Source organism: Alicyclobacillus dauci (assembly GCF_026651605.1).
Taxonomy (GTDB): domain Bacteria; phylum Bacillota; class Bacilli; order Alicyclobacillales; family Alicyclobacillaceae; genus Alicyclobacillus; species Alicyclobacillus dauci.
The window spans coordinates 3881256-3900513 of the sequence record NZ_CP104064.1 but is presented as its reverse complement, the minus strand read 5'-3'; the positions used below and the strand labels follow the sequence as shown (position 1 = coordinate 3900513).

The following is a 19258-nucleotide window of genomic DNA, read 5'->3' as shown; positions in this document are numbered from 1 at the left end:
CGCGGCGGTGCTCTGTCTTTATTTCAGCGCAGCGACGGACAAACCGATAAGGACCGCGAACGCGATGAGTTCCGTTCGTTCGTATCCGATCACGCTGTACATGCCGAGAAACAAAGCGATTCCAACAATACTGGCGATAACCGCTTTCGTGATGGTCTGCGACATTTTTGACATCCAGAAACTCCCTTCGAACAAGGTCTTGGAGACCTAATTTTGCCCGTCGGGATTGACTTCATACTTGCGCCTTTCCTTTAATAGACTGGCATCCGTCTAATGTGGTGCGTGTTGACTTATATGTTAAGCTTTGAACGGAATGTGTTCAGACACGTTCCCAGGGCTACAGGACAAGCACTAGAGGTTTTCAAGGAAAATTCTATTTAGTTTTGTTATGATGCGTCTAGCATTCGTATAGGGGGCAGTTTGATTGGCATCTATAAAGCAATTTGTCTCTCCGGTCGTGGGTGCACTTGTCGGTGCGGTCATCGTCGGTGGAGTATGGTATGGGGTACATGCGTCTACGTCTTCGAGTCATCAGATCGTTGCGAAGGTTGGGAGTACCCCTATCACGCACCAAGATCTAGTGAACGAGACTGAGGCATACGCTGGGACACAAATGTTGTCTCAGTTGATTACAAATCAGTTGATTTTAGATGCTGCGAAGAGTCAAAATGTGTCAGCGTCAGACACAGAGGTCAATCAGTCTCTGCAGAGCTTGGAGCAACAAAATGGAATTTCCAGTGACGCGCAGTTGCAGGACATGCTCAAACAGAGCCACATGACGAAGGCAGAGCTCATGAACCAGTTAAAGGTTCAGGTACTCGAACAAAAACTTGCTGAAAGCAAGGTCACCGTCACGGATCAACAAATCCAGGATTTTTACAATAAGAACAAGCAAAGTCTTGCTTCTCCAGAGACACGTTCCATCTCGGACATTATCGTTTCTTCTCAGGGACAGGCAAAGCAAATTCAGCAGCAATTGAGCCAAGGCAAGAAGTTCTCTGATTTGGCGAAGCAGAGCTCGACGGACAGCGCCACGAAGGATAAGGGTGGGGCGATGGGAACGTTCTCCCAAGCTGAATTGTCACAACAGGCACCTGACATCGCCAGCGCGGCCTTTAAGCTGAAGAAGGGTGACGTAAGCTCGCCAATTAAAGTTGCTTCCGGGTATGAACTGGTTCAGGTAACGGCTATCACACCCGCGAAAGTACCGACGTTGGCCGAGGCGAAAAGCAATATCGTCAGCGCGCTCAAGCAACAGAATGCACCGGCACCACAGCAACTTGTTGCAGATTTGATGAAGAAAGATAATGTACAAATTATCGATACAAGCTATGCGAGTGTCAAACAGCAATTGGCTAATCCAGCACCACAAACTGGTCTCCCAACAGGTGGCCAATAACCTGTACAGTAGAATTATCGCGAAAACGAAGAGGCCATCATACACCTCCCATGAGGTGTGTGATGGCCTCTTCTCTAGTGATCTCTTAATCCTCCGGGTGATGGGAGAATGAAGCCGTTGTTTGCTCAAACGTCGTCTGTTTTCTCGATGTCAGCCCCAGTGCGATCCCGGCTACAGCAGCGCAAGTGGCCAGTAGAATACTGCCCCAGTGGTAGGCGGACTGGATGCCTACAGAGCCGATGAGCGCTCCAAATAACGGAAAGCCGATGACCATGAAGAGGGAAAATGCCGTTGAATTTGCGGACAAGAGGGTGGCGCGGCTGGATGACGGAACGAGATCGTTTAGGTTTCTGTCGATGAGCGGTTCCGCCGCACTGCCGGAAGCCTGCGAGAACAAATAGCCGATGCCTTTGCCAGCCCCCGGTAACCAACTGAACAGAAGCATACCGAAAACGGCCAGCCCCGCCAGCGTTCTAGCTCCGAACCTGCAAGTAATGGGCTGAGACGCGACGGATGCAAGCGCGCTCATACCACATTCGAGGCCCGTCAAGAGCCCAATTTCCCCCGTGCTCCAGCCAGACCCATGCAAGAGGGACTGACCGTAAAACGCACATGTTGCGATAATCCCAGAGAGGGTAGCACTATATGCGATCCAGCGTCGGTACGACGAACTGAATTTGGCAAATTGGTAGGCGTCCTGAACAATTTGAAGGAATGACGGCCGATCGCTCTCCGTCACAGAGTCCCCCGTTGTAGCTCCGTGCCCCTGGTTCTTTGTAACCGGGGTCTTTAAAAACAACGTACATACACTACTGAGTAAATTGGCGACACCGAATGCGCCATATACCAGGACCCAACTTTGGCTGGCGAAATATCCACCCAATGCCTCAGCCATACCAAGCGAAATCAACTGGGTTGCCATCATCCGACCGCTGATTATCTGATAGCGATGGACGTTGCCTGAGGCTTTGACGGTTTCGTAGGTCATGGCCATGTCACTGCCGTTTGACATGGTGATTTGTAACCCGCGGAACGCAAATGCCAACATCCCAGCAACGAATGGATGCGGCAAAAGGGAACAGAAACAATATATTGCGCCGGCGACACCACTCAACATGAGTGAGACCTTCCAGCCGATTCTGTCGGCGAAAATCCCCATTGGAATATCCAGAGTTAGGGATACCAAGTGCAACAAGGCCTCGAGAAGTCCGACTTCGAACAAAGTAAGACCGCGATGCTGCCAGTAAACAACCCAAAGTGCACCGTCAAACCATAAGCGCGATGTGGCTTGGAAGATATAGAGAAAAACCAAGTTTCTGTGTAGGGATGGTGACGCAGTGTTCATGGACAAGGGGGTATCCTCCGTTTCGTATAGAGCCGACGTCGTGTAACAGCCCGAGACGTGGCGACGAAACCTGGATACGTTTCACGAGGGATAAGTCCGTTAGAAACGCGAGCAGGATGAGTCGCCAAAAAAGGGCATAGCTATCCCGTTCACGGCGACTGCAGGTCCGAATAACCGGATGACATACTGCCATGCAAACTGCCTCATCCTACTCGCACTCCTCTCAGTGATTTATGAGTTCATCATAAGTTTGCAGCTTCCACCTGTCAATTACGCATACAGGATGAAAAATCCTGTTTGGCGGCCTGGCACTCCTTACTTTGCTGCACCGCCGCCATACGACGGGGGTAGTTTAGGGTTATCAGCCACAGCTCTTTAGGTATTCAATGACCGCGCTGGTGACGTCTTCTGTGGTTGCCCTTCCGCCCAAATCACGCGTTTTGATGCCAGACACAAGAACGTGTTCAATGGCATCCAGAAGTAACTTGCCGAGGTCTTCGTACCCCATGAAGTCGAGCATCAGTTTTCCTGTCCAGATTTGGCCGAGCGGATTGGCTACCCCTTTGCCTGCGATGTCGGGTGCTGAACCATGTACCGGTTCGAACATAGACGGCAGTGTTCGTTCAACGTTGAGGTTGGCGGCAGGAGCGATCCCGATGCTGCCCATGATGGCACCGCCGAGATCGGTCAAAATATCGCCGAACAGATTTGACGCCACAATGACGTCGAATACGTGGGGTTTCATGACAAAAAACGCAGCTAGCGCGTCAATATGGTTGCTCGTCGTGGCAATATCCGGATAATCCTTGAGAACGTCTTTGAATACATCATCCCAGAATGGCATGCTGTGAGAAATTCCGTTTGATTTCGTGGCACTTGTGACGTGCTGCCGCCGTTTTTTAGCGAGATCGAACGCGTATCGCATGGCCCGCTCTGTGCCTTTACGCGTGAACACGGCGCTTTGGATGGCCATTTCGTCGCTGCCACTGTGCATCCGTCCGCCAATCTCGGAGTATTCGCCTTCGGAGTTCTCGCGGACGACAATGAGATCGAATGGCTCAGGATCGCGAAGAGGGGACGCCAAGCCGTTGAGCAGCTTCGCCGGGCGGACATTGATGGATTGTTGCATCTCACGTCGGATTTTAATGAGCAGTCCCCAGAGCGAAACGTGATCCGGGACGAGATTTGGCATGCCGACAGCACCGAGGAAAATCTGGTCGAAGTTCCGGAGCGTTTGGATTCCGTCTTCCGGCATCATGGCACCGTGTTCCAAATAGTACTCGCAGCTCCATGGAAATGACGTCCACTTGAATGACAGGCCGCCGTGGATGTCTGTCAGTGTGTCAATGACTCGAATTGCCGCTGGAACGACTTCTTTCCCGATCCCGTCACCGGGGATTACGGCGATCTCGTACTGATTCATAAAAAGCCCTCCGTGTCTTACCGCTTGTGATTCAAAAGAAAAGCCTTCGCGACGTGTTCCACCCTTGTGGTGCAACCCATTACGAAGGTTAAAATTATACTTTTTCTATCATTTCGTCTACTGTTATCTGTTCGCTGTAAAAGAGGTATTGGCCTGACCAATGCGCCTGCGCCCAGGTGATACAAACAGCATCGCGAGCATGCCGACAATGGCAGCAACAGCAGCTGCGACAAACATGGCCGAATAACCGTTTGCCGTCACTAAGAAACCGGTGAGCGTTGGTGCAACGACGGTCGCGATGTTGGTGATGAAGTGTGTCACACCGCCAAAACTCCCGGCTTTGGACGGTTCCGTATCAATGACAACTGTCCAGTAAACGGAGTTTGGCAGGAAATTGAATGCATTGCCCACAGCCATTAAGAGCAGCACGCCACCGATGCTGTGGATGGTTGGAATGAGCAAGAAGCAAATGGCCGTCAAAATGAGCGAAACAACCGCCAAACCCGAACGGGCGATTTTCAGGCTTCCAGTCTTCTTTCGCAATGCGTCGGAGATTTGGCCGCCGAGCAAAACGGTGATACAGGCACCAATCCAAGGAATCATACCCATGTACCACAGTTTTCCAAGAGAGTAGTGGAAGTTGTCTTGTAAGTACTTCGGTGTCCAGGTAAGAATGAGAAAGTTCACGTACTGGAATGCGAAGTAGCCAATGGCGTTGAGAATCAGTGTTCGACTTTTAAAGAAATGATACCAAGGAATGTGTTGGTGTTCGGACTCGACGAGCGTGGTCTCGTTTTGCACGACCCCGTCTTGAGAGCGAATGACCGCTAGTTCTTCTGGACTTACGCGCGGATGCTCCTCAGGTTTGTTTCTAAACACCTTCGCCCAGATACCAACCCAGATGAGACCGAGTACTCCTAAGAGGATAAACGTGGTTTGCCAAGTCGTGATAGACAAAAGCCCGACGGCAACGGGAGCCGTGATCAAAGAACCGAATGGAACGCCAAATAAACCAAATGATTGCATGAATCCCTTTTCTTTTGGTGCGGCCCAGTTTGCAACCGTTTTATTCATTGTGGAAAACAACGGGCCTTCCGACACGCCAAATGCGATTCGAAATACAGCAAAGCCGGCAAGTGCTGACCCGCCAAACACCGCCATGCCGATGTTGCCTGCAAACGCCATCGAAATTTCGAAGATAGACCATAGCGTGCCAGCCAAAAGCCAAACGAATTTCGGGCCTTTTCTGTCTGACAGCATTCCACCCAGAATAGAACCGACCATGTACCCGTATCCAAAGAATCCGAGTACCTCGCCCCATGTCGACTTGTTCAGGTGGAACAGCTTGATGATAGGTTCGGCTGCGTACGATACAGTGCCGCGATCGATATAGTTGATCATGGTCATCAACACGATCAATGACATGATCACATAGCGATACTTTCTGTTCACGCGTGTCACTCCTCGCAACTTGAAATCGCTTACTAATTTGGTATAGCACATTTTAAAATACTGGAGCAAACGCAACTTATGTCTTGAGTTTCTTTTGAGACAAGACGTTGAAAATGGAAACTTAAGGTGAACATGGTGCAAATATCCTGAGTAACGCAATTCTCACAACACGCTCTACAAAGTCTTAGCAGTCAGTCACAAGCCGCACAAGCCCAGCAGGCGCAATCAATAGACGCCGATCACGACGGCGACGTCGTTATGGGTGGAGCCGATACGAATGACGGCAAGGGTCAGTACGTTAACGTAAAAGCATAATCGGGTTACATTTACTGATGCGTGCTGTAGGACCGCAACGAATCGGCTTATTGCTGAGAAGTTGCGGTCGTGTTTGCTTTCGCGGAGAGTCACTTCGGCGAGCTGACAAAAAGTTGTCGGAGCTTGTCAACACCGCGAATTGAACTGTACCATTTCGTGTTTCCGAGGAGCTGTGCGTCGTTCCGCTAGCGGAGGACGATCTCGCCCACCCATCCCAGCCCGTAAGCGACTACCCCGACAATGATGCCAACCACGGTCATTTCCAGACCGCTGACCCACCAACTACGGACTGTCAGGACGCTCTTTGCACCGCCGACAGCAAAATGCGCCAAAATGCTCACGATCGCAGCAATGATCATGGCCCAAACACCGTGAATGAAGAAGAACGGGATCAGGGGAACGAGGCCGCCTACTAGTGTCGAGAGGCTGCCAATACCAGCGCTCTTCCAATGACCGCGGGGATCTTCCTCCATATCTAGGCCGAGTTCTTCGGTCGCCATTGTCCGTAAAAACAGTTGCTCATCTCGGCTCACGCGCTCTGCCATAGCATCCGCTTCTGATTCCGTAAAGCCTTTCAGTTGGTACATGAGCGAGAGCTCTTCCCGTTCGTGCGCTGGGTTTTCTTTGATTTCTCTCAGTTCGTGGGCAAGCTCTTGATGCCTGAGTTCCTGTTCCGACTTCTTCGCAAGCCAAGCACCTGCGCCCATGGAGAGGGTGCTGGCAAGCGCTCCGAACAACCCGCTTATAAGCATGATGTGGCTGTTTGCAGTGTAACCGGCAACACCCGCAATGATGCCGAAAATGGCTCCGAGGCCGTCGTTCACACCATAGATGGCGTCGCCGATCCATCCACTCGAGTGTGTTTTATGCCAGGCTTCGCGGCCAAACATTCGGTTCAATCTTGATTCGATCTGCTGCATTGGCTGAACCGCCATATCTCTCACCTCTCACATTGACTATATCGACAGTGTGTCGAAGGGACTTTTGATTAGTCAACAAAAATTGGAACCCGCAAACCACCTTCACTGACCTAATTTGTACACGCTAATAGGACGCATTTTGCAAGACATCTCTGGACAATCTGGAGATATGGGCAATGGGATGGAGGGATTTGTATGGAGCGTTTCGAACAGGAAATCGCCGAAATCAAGGCGACGGCGTCTTTATCACAACTCGATTCTCAGGCATCAGTACAAACTTCTACCAGCACGTCGTCCGACATTTTATTGGACCTTCAACACGTGTTTAATGAGTTGGCGAACCAGGCAAAGCGAGCGGATTCTGACTTGGAAGTGAAAGTTACAGGCGGATCCACGCCCGGCATGACAGCGGGGTTTCTTAACTCTCATTTCAACACGCCTCGCTTCATTGTGAAAACACAGTTCACGGGTGACACGGTACAGCTGAACGTCACGGACGGTGATTGGCAGGAGGCGGGTAACCAGCATGGACTGTGGGGAAATTGGGTCGATGAATCCGTTGTGTATCACGGGAAGTTTGACGATGTATTGATTCGATCAGCACTGGAGAAAGCGTTCCTGACCTGGTACAAGCACATCAGGCTCAATGACTCACCTGGTATCCCGATGTCGTAGTCGGGCGGCAGGGATGGCAGGGAGTTGTCGCACTTGCGTGACGTCACAGCGTAGCCGACTGCCGGTGGGAGCGCGTGTCCGGATTAGCGGATGAAAAGTACGTTAATGGCCCGAACCGACGGGCGAGTCGTCCAACAAGAGACTTGAATTCCGCTATGTGGACAATCTCCGCCCGGAACTAGGGGAATTTGCGTGATAAGAGACCCTGGCTCCGTTGATGCGACGCACTGAGTGCTCTCGAGGCCAGAAGGGAACAACAGTCACTTATGAGCCGGGCGTGGCCCGGATTGCTGACCCGGACCGGCGGACCGGCTGCGCTGCTGCCGGGCAAGCGAGACCCCGGTTGGCCACGGGGCCACAGCGATCCGCAGTTAGGGGGCCGTCGCACTGCGTAACGCCACAGGGTGCCCGACCGCCGGTGGGAGCGCGTGTCCGGATTAGCGGATGAAAAGTACGTTAATGGCCCGAACCGACCGGCGAGTCTGCTAACAAGAGACTTGAATTCCGCTATGTAGACAATCTTCGCCCGATTCTGCAGGAAATTCGTGCCATAAGAGACCCTGGCTCCGTTGATGCGACGCACTGAGTGCTCTCGAGGCCAGAAGGGAACAACAGTCACTTATGAGCCGGGCGTGACTGCGCCGGGTGTGGGCCGGGCGCGACGACGGACCGGTCGGCACTCCGCACTCCGGCCGGGCAAGTACCCCCGGAAGCCACCCGGCCATCGTAATCTACCGTCGGAGTAGTCTCCTATCACTATCCGCAATGCCATAAGCCACCCGATCTGGTGGGCGAGTTGTTTAACAATCCGTTATGCAGCAGTTGTCCGCGGACGACGTCCAAAAAGACATTCCAGACGGGTTAGTGGCGGGTGCCGGATCGGGACAACACCGAAATCAGTTGCCACAGGCCTCCGAGACCAACTAAAGCATAGATGGTACGGCTCAGACCTGTACCTGTTCCGAACACGGCATCGATGACATTGAAGCCGAAAAACCCGATAACCCCCCAGTTTAAGGCGCCAACGATAGCAAGGACCCATGCAACCCAGTCGATCGTGTTCCATCTCATGAACATACCCTCCCTTGAGGAATCTGGTACTTGCACTAGGTTTGGACAAATTCAAACCCTTTATTCCAACGGCTCTGATAGTGAGCCAAGCATGATAACGTTTGGATTCGATCATACTAACCTCCGGGTTGATTATGTGAAGGAGGACTGTGCCATGCAGCAGCAGCAACAAGGACAAAGCATGCAGAACCAACAAGGCATGCAAAATCAACAATCGATGCAGAACCAACAGGCCACGCAGACGCCACCGAACACTTTGACGAACAAAGATCTCTCGTATTTGAAGGATGGGATGTCTTGGCTGCTCAACGCCGTGAAAAAGTTTAACCACTACGCAAACGAGTGCACGGACCAACAGGTAAAACAAGCCATCCAACGAGTATGCCAAACACACCAACAACAGTACGATCTATTGCTTAAGCACTGCCAAACACAGAGTCAGCAGGGTGGTCAAACAGCCTCACAGCAGACCATGCAGTAACTACGAAAGGAGGAACGAAACATGCAAAATCAAGGACAGTCACAAAACAATCAAACACCTCAAATGAATGATAGGGATTACATGAATGATGTGCTGTCAACCGAAAAATACCTGTCGGACGGTTTCAACGTGGCAGTACGGGAGGCAAGTCATCAAGGGCTGTTTCAAGATATGATGCAGGTCCTCATGCAAACGCAACAAAATGTTCGAGACGTCTTTGACTTGATGTATCAAAAGGGCTGGTACAAAGTGGAGTCAGCCAATCCGCAACAGGTCACGCAGACAGCGACTCAGTTCCAGAGTTACAAGAATCAGTTTCCCACTGGACAAACGCAATGACACACAAAGACAGTGGCCTCGCTTTGGTCACTGTCTTTGTTTTTGCCCATATGCAGTACCGACATTCTGTGTTATAGTAGAGCATTAAAGAAGAGAGATATACCGTGTTGGGTGGGAGTGGAGTGTTATGCCAGAACAGGAGGTTGTCGCTGTAAGGGAGTCTGATCATTCATCTCTACAGGCTGACATCGATACCAACCACCATTTGCGAGTTGGTGGCTGTGATGCCGTTGAACTTACCAAGTCGTACGGCACACCGCTCATTGTTTACGATGAAGAACGACTTCGCCGTACCATTCGGGCTTTTCACGAGGTCTTTCAACGCGAACGAGTTGAATACCAAATTTCATACGCCAGCAAAGCCTTCTGCACGATGGCCATGTGTCAGTTGGTGTATGAGGAAGGTTGCGGCATCGATGTTGTGTCGGGGGGCGAATTGTACACCGCCCTAGCGAGTGGTGTTCCTGCACATGCCATCCACATGCACGGAAACAATAAAACACCAGATGAACTGGAGTACGCTGTAAGGGAAAATATCGGTGCCATCATCATCGATAACTTCTACGAATTATCGCTGCTTCAAGATATCGCTGCTGCGCGCGGGCGGAACGTTGACGTTCTCATCCGCGTGGCACCGGGCGTAGAGGCGCATACACACGAGTTTATCGCCACTGGTGGCCAAGATAGTAAGTTCGGGTTCGATTTGTCGAGCGGTCAGGCGGGTGAAGCACTGCGACAATTGTCGCGTGCAGAGAATCTGCGGTGTGTGGGACTGCACTCCCACATCGGATCGCAGATTTTCGATGCGGAAGGTTTCGTCGTGGCAGTCGAGCGGCTTGCTGATCTGTACCACTTCGGCGCTATTGAGCTAAAGCTGCCGTTCCGCGTGCTCAACGTGGGCGGTGGATTCGGCATTCAGTACACGGATGAAGATGCGCCGCCTGTTTCAGAGACCATCTCGGCCATTGTCGCAACGGCGAAAGAGGTTTTTGGTCGAAAGGAAATACCGCTGCCGACTTTATGGATCGAACCGGGCCGGAGTATCGCAGGGCCTGCGGGTGTAACGTTGTACCAAGTGGGCAGCCAGAAACGAGTTCCGGGGATTCGCAATTACCTTGCCATCGACGGTGGGATGACGGATAATCCTCGATTGGCTCTTTACGGCGCCAAGTATCATGCGGTGTACGCCAACCGAGCCGATGCGACACCCGAGGATGCATGGTCCGTCGCGGGAAAGTGTTGCGAAAGTGGCGACATGATCATTTGGGACGCGCCGTTGCCTAACCCGCAAGCTGGAGACATTCTCGCAGTGTTTGCAACGGGTGCTTACAATTACAGCATGGCCAGTCACTACAATCGGATTCCCAAGCCGGCGGTCGTCTTTGCTCGCAATGGCAAGGCAGAATTGGTTGTTCAACGAGAGACTTGGGCGGATTTGGTACGACGCGACATGCCCTTACGTGGCAAATAAACGTGATAGAATAATTGGGGCTCCTCGTTTTGTCGAGGGGTCCCATTTTATTATGTAGAGCGGCGTGATCGGAAAGCGATTGTCCACATGAAAGCGGTGACGTGGCAGATGCTCGAATTCGGTTACAGCGCCGGATCGTGTTATACTATTTCTTGGTCATTCTGTTCGCAATCGTGATTGCGAGAGGGGGAGTTCATGTGGCAACGAAAGATAGTTTGCTGCAATTGATCACGGAGACGTCAACCAATTTGCCGCCGGACGTACGGCGCGCCATCAAGAAAGCACAGCTCCAGGAGGAATTTGGGACGCGTGCTGCACTCGCATTGAACACCATTGTCGATAACATCGTGTCGGCGGAAGAAGATGTCCAGCCGATTTGTCAAGATACGGGTATGCCGACATTTATTGTCCATTGCCCAGTGGGATTCAACCAAATTCAATTCGAGCGGGAGATTCAAGCGGCTATTGCTGAGGCGACGAAGCTCGGCAAACTGAGGCCAAATTCGGTCGATCCGCTGACAGGCAAAAACACAGGCGACAACTTGGGAGAAGGCACACCCGTTGTGCACTTTCATCAATGGGAGAAAGACGAGGTTGAAGTGAAACTCATCCTCAAAGGCGGCGGCTGCGAGAACAAGAATATCCAGTACGCCCTGCCGACGGAATTGCCAGGACTCGGTCGGGCTGGACGCGACTTGGAAGGCATTCGAAAGTGCATCCTGCACGCTGTTTATCAAGCGCAGGGCCAGGGCTGTAGCGCTGGGTTCATCGGTGTTGGTATCGGTGGTGATCGGACAACGGGATATGAACTGGCGAAGGAACAACTGTTCCGATCCGTCGACGACGTCAACGAGAACGAAACGCTCGCAGAGCTTGAGGACTACATTCTCAAGACAGCCAACAAGCTGGATATCGGTACGATGGGCTTCGGCGGTAAGGTGACCTTGCTCGGTTGCAAAATCGGCGTTCGCAACCGCATCCCCGCGAGTTTCTACGTGTCGGTTGCCTACAACTGCTGGGCATATCGCCGCTTGGGCGTCATTTTGGACCCGAAGACTGGTGAAATCAAACAGTGGCTCTATCGTGACTCCGAAGAAAAAATGGATCGTCCGCAAGACGCGTTCGCCTCGGATGACGCTATCGTCCTCCAAGCGCCCATCAGTGAAGAGCAAATTCGCTCCCTCAAAGTTGGGGACGTCGTTCTCATCAAGGGCGAGATGCACACGGGCCGCGACGAAATTCACAAGTACCTCATGAAGCACGACGCACCGATCGATCTGAACGGCGGCATCATCTACCACTGCGGTCCCGTCATGCTCCAGGATGACGACGGCACATGGCACGTCAAAGCAGCCGGTCCAACGACCAGTTCGCGTGAAGAGCCATACCAAGCGGACATTATCGAGAAATTCGGCATCCGCGCCGTAATCGGTAAAGGCGGTATGGGTCAGAAGACGTCAGACGGCTTGAAGAAGTCCGGTGCGGTCTATCTCAACGCAATCGGCGGTGCCGCACAGTTCTACGCCCGCTCCGTCAAGAATGTCAATGGTGTCGACTTCCTCGACGAGTTCGGCGTACCGGAAGCCATGTGGCACCTGCAAGTGGAAGGCTTCCCGGCTATCGTCACCATGGACGCACACGGCAACAGCCTTCACAAGGAAGTGGCTGACGATTCGCTCGTCAAGCTCGAAGACCTGAAGGAACCCGTGTTTGCATAAGTAACTTGATATGATAACAGGGTGTCGATCGCGTTGGCGGATCGACACCCTGTTTTTTGCGCCGGTCGGTTGGTATGATCGCGCGCCTGCGTTGGGGCACATGGACTGTTACGTCAGTGTTGCAAAGTATACCACGACGGCAAGCACCAGTGTGGGCAGACCCATGAGAAATAAGGTGGAAGCCCGACGTATTCTTCTTTGCCTGTCCTCTATGTTTTCGCTTGCTAAATTTGCTCGCATCCGATCACCACTGTTCATCGAGCCCGATAAAATCGCCGAGACAAACCAAGACGAAACCCCAAACACACAACAAATCTTTAACGCCAGACGCCAGTTTCCAGTGAACAATGAAGTCACAAGGACGATAGCCATGACTATCAATCCAATGAGGAAACCAATCTTTGCCACATTACCGCCCCCTTGGTTCATTTGTATTCGCAGGGGCTTGGTTAACTGCCATGAGTTTTAGCGGCGGTATGATTGTACTGACGGCACAAGTTGGACATATATTGGGAAACTAGAGTTGAGTCATCTCTCTTGGTGCTCAGATTAGGGAACGCCAGGGTCTTACGGGCTAGATCGAATCACTGACGAGTCGACAGCGGTACGTGGTACCGTTATCTCCCCGATTTCGGGAATGTGAAGACATGGTCAGTGCCAATTACGGAATCCCGGTCATTTATTCCGTGAGTACGCCAAGGATAATGGGACGTAAGGGAATCGCAGGGACTTATCGCGAGCGCGTTCATAAGTGTAGCGTCCGACGGCCGAGGGGTGTTTAATGCGGGAATCTCGTTCCCCTGTTTGCACTTCCGAGGAGAAAAATTGGCTCGCAAGGGAACGGCAGGATTCTATTATGTTCAACTGCTTTGGTCCAAGGCGAGGGAGGGGTCTCGAGGCTGGGAGAACTTGGGTAGTCGAAGCCGCTCGAGGAGCCCCAGCCCCACCACGCCCTCACCGGAGCCCCAAGCGCCGCTACCCCTGCCGGCCCGCGACGCGACGGCGAACGCCGCGCAAGACGTCCATGTAAGGTTGCAAGTCGGATCGACGAATCACCCACAAGTCGCGTCCTTTGCGTTCAGACACGCGATTGTACCAGTAAACGTAAACGGACATTTCGAATAGATACGCGACACTTGATGCGATGGACGCTCCGTACATCCCGAGCAGTGGAATGAGGAAGAAGCAGAGGATAGCGTTGAACGCGATGACCATCATGTTCACAAACAGGAGTGTGCGCGGCTTCCCCTTGGAGTTCGTGAAGTATTGGCTGATCACGTTTGCAGAGGCCTTGAGGATGAGGCCGGGCAACAGGATGTAAAATGGCCCGATGGCACCGCCGTATTTCTTCCAGCTGTAAATGACCATGAGGGCGGGCACGACGGCTGCTAGGGCAATGGCCAGTCCTGTTGATGTCACGAGTGTTTGTCGTGTTGCGACTTCCGTGATTGCGCCGGCATCGTTGGAGTTCGCAGCGGTCACGCGGTGAAAGACCATCGTCGAAATGGACTGCGTGAGTGTATTGAGAATTTCTGCCGCAGTGACGGCAATGCCGTAAATTGAGACGATGGAATCGCTGTACATCCTGTCGTGCGTCATGAGCATCGTCATGATAGAGACCATCCAGAAGTCCGTACGGTAGTTTACATAGCCGGACAGGAGGGCGAGGGATGACCAGGTGCCAAATGATCGGAGTCCGCGCCACTCTTCGTTTGACCATTTCCATTTGATCGCGTCGCGCGCGCCGAGCTTGCGATAGGCGACAAACAGGGTCATGCCTACGGAGATAGCCCATGACAACAGCCAAATCTTGAACGTCCAGCCGAGTTTGGTGCTGCCCGAAGCATGCAAGTGAGAAATGGCGAACGCCGAGTAGATGACTAAGAAAGAGACAGCCTGGGCGATGTTGGCCCGGTTTAGCCAGGATATTTCGCCGAGCGAGTTCAACAGCCGCGATCCGTACCCAAATAGAAACGATAGAGGCGTAGTTAACAGTGCATAGAGTACGATCTGCGACGGATGCCCGAACCAAGCAACGCAGCCCGCAATGAGCCATACGAAAATACTCAGGAGGAACATCACGAAATTGCCCATCTGCACGATGCGAATCGTGTCCTCAGGGCGACGCGGTAGAGACCATGAAAAGTAGTTCGAATATCCACCGCTAAAAGATTGTCCACTTGACGAGTAGGTGACGCTCGTTTGATATTCACCGCGCAGGGCAACAGGGAGGTATCGTGCTGCGATCGCGCTGTTGACAAACGTGAGACCGGCCGACAGACCGCGGTATATGAAGCTGTAAATGGTGATTCTCCGTTGGTTCAATGAAGACACTCCGTTTGCGACTCCGGTGGGTAAAGTAACCGATAGTCGCTGATCAATTCGTCTAAATATAACATGTGCCACGCCTGCTGAGTGGACTTCGTGTTTTTGGAAACAATATGATACCATCTTGGATAAACGGTGCCAGAAGAAATGGTTGGAATTTCGGTCTGGGTCCTAGGTGTACCTGCTGGATCATAACACATTACATAGAATGAGGAGGCGCACTATGCGAGCCGTTGACATCATAGATAAAAAGCGGCGCGGACTTGCGCTGTCAAATGCAGAAATGAAAGCGCTCATGGACGGGTATCTCGCGGGAGACATTCCAGACTACCAGATGAGCGCGTTTTTAATGGCCGTCGTCTGGCGCGGCATGAATACGGAGGAGATGGCGAACTTTACAGCGCTCATGGCCTCTTCTGGCGACCAGCTCGATCTCTCCGCCATCCCCGGCATCAAAGTCGACAAACACAGCACGGGCGGCGTCGGTGACAAAACGACACTGGTTCTGGGGCCAATGTTGGCTGCCATCGGTGTGCCTGTTGCCAAAATGTCTGGTCGTGGATTGGGTCATACGGGTGGCACCATCGATAAATTGGAATCCATTCCCGGGTTCAAAACGGAACTGACAACGGATCAGTTCGTGAACCAAGTGAAGGACATCGGTCTTGCTGTTGCAGGCCAAACCGGCGACTTGGCACCAGCTGACAAGCGGATCTACGCCCTTCGCGACGTCACGGCCACGGTCGAGTCCATTCCGCTCATCGCGAGCTCTATCATGAGCAAGAAACTTGCAAGTGGCGCGAATGCCATCGTGCTCGACGTGAAAGTGGGCGACGGTGCGTTCATGAAGACATTCGCGGATGCAAAGCGACTCGCCCGGACGATGGTTGATATTGGAAACCATGCGGGCCGCAATACAGTGGCCGTCTTGTCCAGTATGGAAGAACCGCTTGGACACGCCATTGGCAATGCGCTGGAAGTGAACGAAGCTATCATGACCCTTCAGAACAAAGGTCCCGACGATCTCACCGAAGTCTGCTTGGCACTCGGCACGGAAATGGCCGTGCTCGCGGGAGCGGCTCGCGATGCGGGAGAGGCGAGATCGAAATTGGTGCGTGCACTCGAAGACGGCTCGGCCCTCAGCAAATTTCGCGAGTTTGTCGCGGTTCAGGGCGGTGACCCCACCGTTGTGGACCATCCCGACAAGTTGCCCAAGGCACCTGTCACCCGGTCCCTCAAGGCATCCGCTGACGGTTACATCGGTCCCCTTCCAGCTCTCCGCTTCGGCGAGGCGGCCATGCGCCTCGGGGCGGGGCGTGCGACGAAGAATGACGTTATAAATCCGGCCGTCGGCATCGTCCTGACCATCAAGGTGGGCGATCACGTCACGGAGGGCGACACGCTCGCCGAAGTGCATGCCGCGACCGAGGAAGCTGCCGAGGCGTGCTTACGGGAACTGGACGAGGCCATCTCTATTGAACCGAGCGTCGTTGAGCGGCCCAAGTTGATTCTCGGCCACGTGCGTGGCAGCGAGGATAACACGGACAGCGATCTCATTGAAGCGGCCAAATCCGCACGGGGACAGGCGTACGTGCCGTATTCCGGCTTTGCCGTCGGGGCCGCGCTGAAAACGGGTGACGGCAGCATTATTACTGGCGCCAACATTGAAAATGCATCTTACGGATTGACCAACTGTGCAGAGCGAAGCGCAATGTTCACACTGCTCACGCAACGGGGGCAAGAAGGCGTGCGTGTGGACGAAATTGCCGTCGTCGCGGATGCGCCCGTTCCGGTGTCGCCGTGTGGGGCGTGTCGGCAGGTTTTGACTGAGTTTTGTGCTCCCCAAACGCCTGTCATACTGGCGAACTTGCGAGGGGACATCAAGCGAACAACCGTGGGTGAATTGTTGCCGGGGGCCTTTACACCCGATCAGATGGCCTACGCAGAGTCGAAGGACAAGGCTTCGCAGAAGGGATAAGCGAGGATATTCAGAGGAGGAGATCATATGGCGAGACAGTTGATCACGCAGCTAGGCATGGGCATGCCTTCCATCCCGACATTGTGGAAGGCAGAGACGAACGATGGGAAGAGATTGCGTACGCGTGACGAGATCGACGATAAGTACAAGTGGGATCTCGAAGCAATTTACCCATCCGAGTCAGACTGGCAGAAAGACGCGGATAAACTTGAGGAACTCCTGCAGCAGTTTGCTGGATTGCAGGGCAAAATCGGTGAGTCCAGCGAGAGCTTGCTGAACGCTTTGAAGTTGCATGACGAGGTCGGCAAAGTGTCCGGCAAGTTATACGTCTTCGCCAAGATGAAATTGGACGAGGACACGAGCAACAGCCGTGCACAGGCGTTGCAGGATAAGGCATTTGGCCTGCTCGTCAAGACGGAATCCGTGACGGCCTTCCTGGTTCCGGAAATCCTGACCATCGACGATGACAAGCTTGAAGCGATGGTAAAGGAAAACAAGGATCTGCAATTGTACGAGTTTTCACTGCAGGAAATTACGCGACAAAAAGAGCACGTTTTGTCGGAGAACGAGGAACAACTGCTCGCGTCTTTCGGTGAAATACTCAACGCGCCGAGTGAAATCTATCAGATGTACAACAACGCGGACATGGTTTTCCCGACCATCAAAGATGAAGACGGCGACGAGGTCGAAATCACCCACGGGTTGTTCTCGCAACTGCTTGAGAGCAAGGATCGGACTGTTCGCAAAAACGCGTTTGAAGCCGTCTATCAAACGTACGAAAAGCACCGGAACACGGTTGCCGCCATGTACGGCGCAAACGTCAAACGCGGTGTCGTCAGCGCGCGTGTACGCAACTTCGAATCCGCCAGACAGGCGTCCCTGGAGTCGGACAACATCCCGGTCTCGGTCTACGACAACCTCATCGAAGCGGTTCACGATTTTCTGCCTTCACTTCACAAGTACCTGCGCCTTCGCTCGCGCGTCTTAGGCCTACCCGATCTCCAAATGTACGATCTCTACACCCCCATGGTCCAAGACATCGACTGGAAGGTGCCTTACGACGAGGCGAAGGAAACAGTCTTATCCGCCATCAAAGTACTCGGCGACGATTACCGTAGCATTGCCGAAAAAGGCCTCAACAGTGGCTGGGTAGACGTGTATGAGAACAAAGGCAAGCGCAGTGGTGCATATTCGTGGGGAACATACGGAACGCATCCGTACATGCTTCTCAATTATCACGACTCCCTCGACAACGTATTCACTTTGGCACATGAATTGGGCCACTCAATGCACAGCTACTTCTCCAAGAAGACGCAACCGTATGTGTATTCCGGGTACACCATCTTCGTCGCCGAAGTGGCGTCCACGTGCAACGAAGCTTTGCTCCTTGACTATCTGCTTAAGCGGACGGACGACAAAGCGAAGCGTGCCTACCTCCTGAACCACCAACTGGAAACCATTCGCGGCACGCTCTACCGCCAAACGATGTTCGCAGAGTTCGAGAAGATGGCGCATGCCCACGTCGAAGAAGGCGGGGCGCTCACTCCGGAATGGCTGGATGAAACCTACTATGACCTCTGCAAACAGTTTTTTGCTGCTGGGTGTCATGTGAACGACGAGATCGCGCGGGAGTGGATGCGCATTCCACACTTCTACACACCGTTTTACGTGTACAAGTACGCGACCGGCATCTCTGCAGCCCTCGCGCTATCACGCAGAATCTTGACGGAAGGCGATCCGGCCGTGAAAGACTACCTGGGCTTTCTCTCCTCCGGCAGCTCCGATTACTCCATCAACTTGCTCCGTCGCGCAGGTGTAGACATGGAATCACCGCAGCCGGTTCGTTCGGCGCTAGAACAGTTCGACTCGATGGTAGATGAGCTGGATGGTTTGTTGAGCTGAGGCGGGGCTAGTTTTTGGCCGGGCAGCGGGGCTTGCGGGGCTTGCGGGGCTTGCGGGGCTTGCGGGGCTTGCGGGGCTTGCGGGGCTTGCGGGGCTGCCGGTATATTGGATATAGTGGGCCACCCTTGTGCCTTGAGGGTGGCTTGTTTGTTTTTGGGCGTGGGTATGCGCCGGACCGGGGGGACTGCGAACGCATAGGCGCTGCTTGGGTGTCGGGAGGTGGAGAGTTAGTTGGCGGTAGATGATGACGAGATCGATGACACGGTGATACGCGGACGTATAAGTTCGAGTCGTCATTCAACGTGGGTGGAATTAAGGGATTGCCAGGGCTTTATTCAGCCCATTCCCATAGAAATGACGGTGACAACGGCATGTGGGCCCGCTATCTGGCCATATTCGCGGCTCTGAAGGGTAATTGAGGACGAACTGAGGAATTTTAGT

The 19258-nt window shown here is 53.1% G+C and carries 16 protein-coding genes and 1 pseudogene; 9 read left to right on the top strand and 8 right to left on the bottom strand.

From position 1 onward, the window contains the following. Window positions 1–18: 18 nt before the first annotated feature. Entirely contained in the window at window positions 19–174 is a 156-nt protein-coding gene (locus NZD86_RS19595) for a hypothetical protein (protein WP_268043742.1), read from the bottom strand. Between the two features lie 250 nt (window positions 175–424). Between NZD86_RS19595 and NZD86_RS19590 the strand changes: the two genes are divergently transcribed. Beyond that, the gene (locus tag NZD86_RS19590) at window positions 425–1399 is read left to right on the top strand and encodes a peptidyl-prolyl cis-trans isomerase (protein WP_268043741.1); all 975 of its coding nucleotides are present in this window, start codon (window positions 425–427) and stop codon (window positions 1397–1399) included. Window positions 1400–1484: 85 nt separating this feature from the next. Here NZD86_RS19590 and NZD86_RS19585 read toward each other — a convergent pair whose 3' ends face one another. From NZD86_RS19585 to NZD86_RS19570, 4 genes are all read right to left on the bottom strand, one after another. Then, window positions 1485–2744 (bottom strand): MFS transporter, encoded by a 1260-nt coding sequence (locus NZD86_RS19585; protein ID WP_326492680.1) that lies wholly within the window; start codon window positions 2742–2744, stop codon window positions 1485–1487. Between the two features lie 361 nt (window positions 2745–3105). Next, window positions 3106–4167, bottom strand: coding sequence for a tartrate dehydrogenase (locus NZD86_RS19580; RefSeq protein WP_268043737.1), 1062 nt, complete (start codon window positions 4165–4167; stop codon window positions 3106–3108). A 123-nt stretch (window positions 4168–4290) separates the two neighbouring features. Then, window positions 4291–5592 carry an MFS transporter gene (locus NZD86_RS19575; RefSeq protein ID WP_268046963.1) on the bottom strand — a complete coding sequence of 434 codons (1302 nt, stop codon included), beginning with the start codon at window positions 5590–5592 and terminating at the stop codon, window positions 4291–4293. A gap of 527 nt (window positions 5593–6119) precedes the next feature. Continuing rightward, complete coding sequence (locus tag NZD86_RS19570; RefSeq protein ID WP_268043736.1) at window positions 6120–6869, bottom strand: VIT1/CCC1 transporter family protein; 750 nt, start codon at window positions 6867–6869, stop codon at window positions 6120–6122. A gap of 180 nt (window positions 6870–7049) precedes the next feature. Between NZD86_RS19570 and NZD86_RS19565 the strand changes: the two genes are divergently transcribed. Continuing rightward, on the top strand, window positions 7050–7529 hold the full coding sequence (locus tag NZD86_RS19565) for a hypothetical protein (RefSeq protein ID WP_268043734.1): 480 nt from the start codon (window positions 7050–7052) through the stop codon (window positions 7527–7529). Window positions 7530–8390: 861 nt separating this feature from the next. Here NZD86_RS19565 and NZD86_RS19560 read toward each other — a convergent pair. Beyond that, complete coding sequence (locus NZD86_RS19560; RefSeq protein WP_268043733.1) at window positions 8391–8600, bottom strand: DUF378 domain-containing protein; 210 nt, start codon at window positions 8598–8600, stop codon at window positions 8391–8393. A 154-nt stretch (window positions 8601–8754) separates the two neighbouring features. On the opposite strand from NZD86_RS19560, the gene NZD86_RS19555 reads away from it, so the two are divergent. The 4 genes from NZD86_RS19555 (at window position 8755) to NZD86_RS19540 (ending at window position 12609) form a co-directional block, all read left to right on the top strand. Next, entirely contained in the window at window positions 8755–9081 is a 327-nt protein-coding gene (locus NZD86_RS19555; RefSeq protein WP_268043732.1) for a hypothetical protein, read from the top strand. 21 nt (window positions 9082–9102) lie between these two features. Then, window positions 9103–9420 carry a spore coat protein gene (locus NZD86_RS19550; protein ID WP_268043730.1) on the top strand — a complete coding sequence of 106 codons (318 nt, stop codon included), beginning with the start codon at window positions 9103–9105 and terminating at the stop codon, window positions 9418–9420. Window positions 9421–9547: 127 nt separating this feature from the next. Further along, a complete protein-coding gene (gene lysA, locus NZD86_RS19545) occupies window positions 9548–10891 on the top strand; it encodes a diaminopimelate decarboxylase (protein ID WP_268043729.1) in 1344 nt (447 codons plus the stop codon). A gap of 197 nt (window positions 10892–11088) precedes the next feature. Then, complete coding sequence (locus NZD86_RS19540) at window positions 11089–12609, top strand: fumarate hydratase (RefSeq protein ID WP_268046962.1); 1521 nt, start codon at window positions 11089–11091, stop codon at window positions 12607–12609. Window positions 12610–12717: 108 nt separating this feature from the next. On the opposite strand, the gene NZD86_RS19535 is transcribed toward NZD86_RS19540, so the two are convergent. Continuing rightward, window positions 12718–13017 carry a DUF5316 domain-containing protein gene (locus NZD86_RS19535; protein ID WP_268043728.1) on the bottom strand — a complete coding sequence of 100 codons (300 nt, stop codon included), beginning with the start codon at window positions 13015–13017 and terminating at the stop codon, window positions 12718–12720. Between the two features lie 567 nt (window positions 13018–13584). Then, the gene (locus NZD86_RS19530; protein ID WP_407655187.1) at window positions 13585–14943 is read right to left on the bottom strand and encodes an MATE family efflux transporter; all 1359 of its coding nucleotides are present in this window, start codon (window positions 14941–14943) and stop codon (window positions 13585–13587) included. Between the two features lie 217 nt (window positions 14944–15160). Between NZD86_RS19530 and NZD86_RS19525 the strand changes: the two are divergent. The 3 genes and pseudogenes from NZD86_RS19525 to pepF form a co-directional block, all read left to right on the top strand. After that, a pseudogene (locus NZD86_RS19525) lies at window positions 15161–16459 on the top strand (pyrimidine-nucleoside phosphorylase); the annotation flags it as partial. Further along, window positions 16457–16915, top strand: coding sequence for a cytidine deaminase (gene cdd, locus NZD86_RS19520; protein WP_268046960.1), 459 nt, complete (start codon window positions 16457–16459; stop codon window positions 16913–16915). The pseudogene NZD86_RS19525 and the gene cdd, both read left to right, overlap by 3 nt. A 63-nt stretch (window positions 16916–16978) precedes the next feature. Next, window positions 16979–18817 carry an oligoendopeptidase F gene (gene pepF, locus NZD86_RS19515; RefSeq protein WP_268046958.1) on the top strand — a complete coding sequence of 613 codons (1839 nt, stop codon included), beginning with the start codon at window positions 16979–16981 and terminating at the stop codon, window positions 18815–18817. Window positions 18818–19258 lie beyond the last annotated feature (441 nt).

Excerpts from the sequence above, each read along its gene's own strand:
- NZD86_RS19560 (WP_268043733.1), bottom strand. The coding sequence starts at position 8,600 with ATGAGATGGAACACGATCGACTGGGTTGCATGGGTCCTTGCTATCGTT.
- NZD86_RS19595 (WP_268043742.1), bottom strand. The coding sequence starts at position 174 with ATGTCAAAAATGTCGCAGACCATCACGAAAGCGGTTATCGCCAGTATT.
- NZD86_RS19585 (WP_326492680.1), bottom strand. The coding sequence starts at position 2,744 with ATGAACACTGCGTCACCATCCCTACACAGAAACTTGGTTTTTCTCTAT.
- NZD86_RS19580 (WP_268043737.1), bottom strand. The coding sequence starts at position 4,167 with ATGAATCAGTACGAGATCGCCGTAATCCCCGGTGACGGGATCGGGAAA.
- lysA (WP_268043729.1), top strand. The coding sequence starts at position 9,548 with ATGCCAGAACAGGAGGTTGTCGCTGTAAGGGAGTCTGATCATTCATCT.
- NZD86_RS19550 (WP_268043730.1), top strand. The coding sequence starts at position 9,103 with ATGCAAAATCAAGGACAGTCACAAAACAATCAAACACCTCAAATGAAT.
- NZD86_RS19555 (WP_268043732.1), top strand. The coding sequence starts at position 8,755 with ATGCAGCAGCAGCAACAAGGACAAAGCATGCAGAACCAACAAGGCATG.
- NZD86_RS19565 (WP_268043734.1), top strand. The coding sequence starts at position 7,050 with ATGGAGCGTTTCGAACAGGAAATCGCCGAAATCAAGGCGACGGCGTCT.
- NZD86_RS19570 (WP_268043736.1), bottom strand. The coding sequence starts at position 6,869 with ATGGCGGTTCAGCCAATGCAGCAGATCGAATCAAGATTGAACCGAATG.
- NZD86_RS19575 (WP_268046963.1), bottom strand. The coding sequence starts at position 5,592 with ATGTCATTGATCGTGTTGATGACCATGATCAACTATATCGATCGCGGC.
- pepF (WP_268046958.1), top strand. The coding sequence starts at position 16,979 with ATGCCTTCCATCCCGACATTGTGGAAGGCAGAGACGAACGATGGGAAG.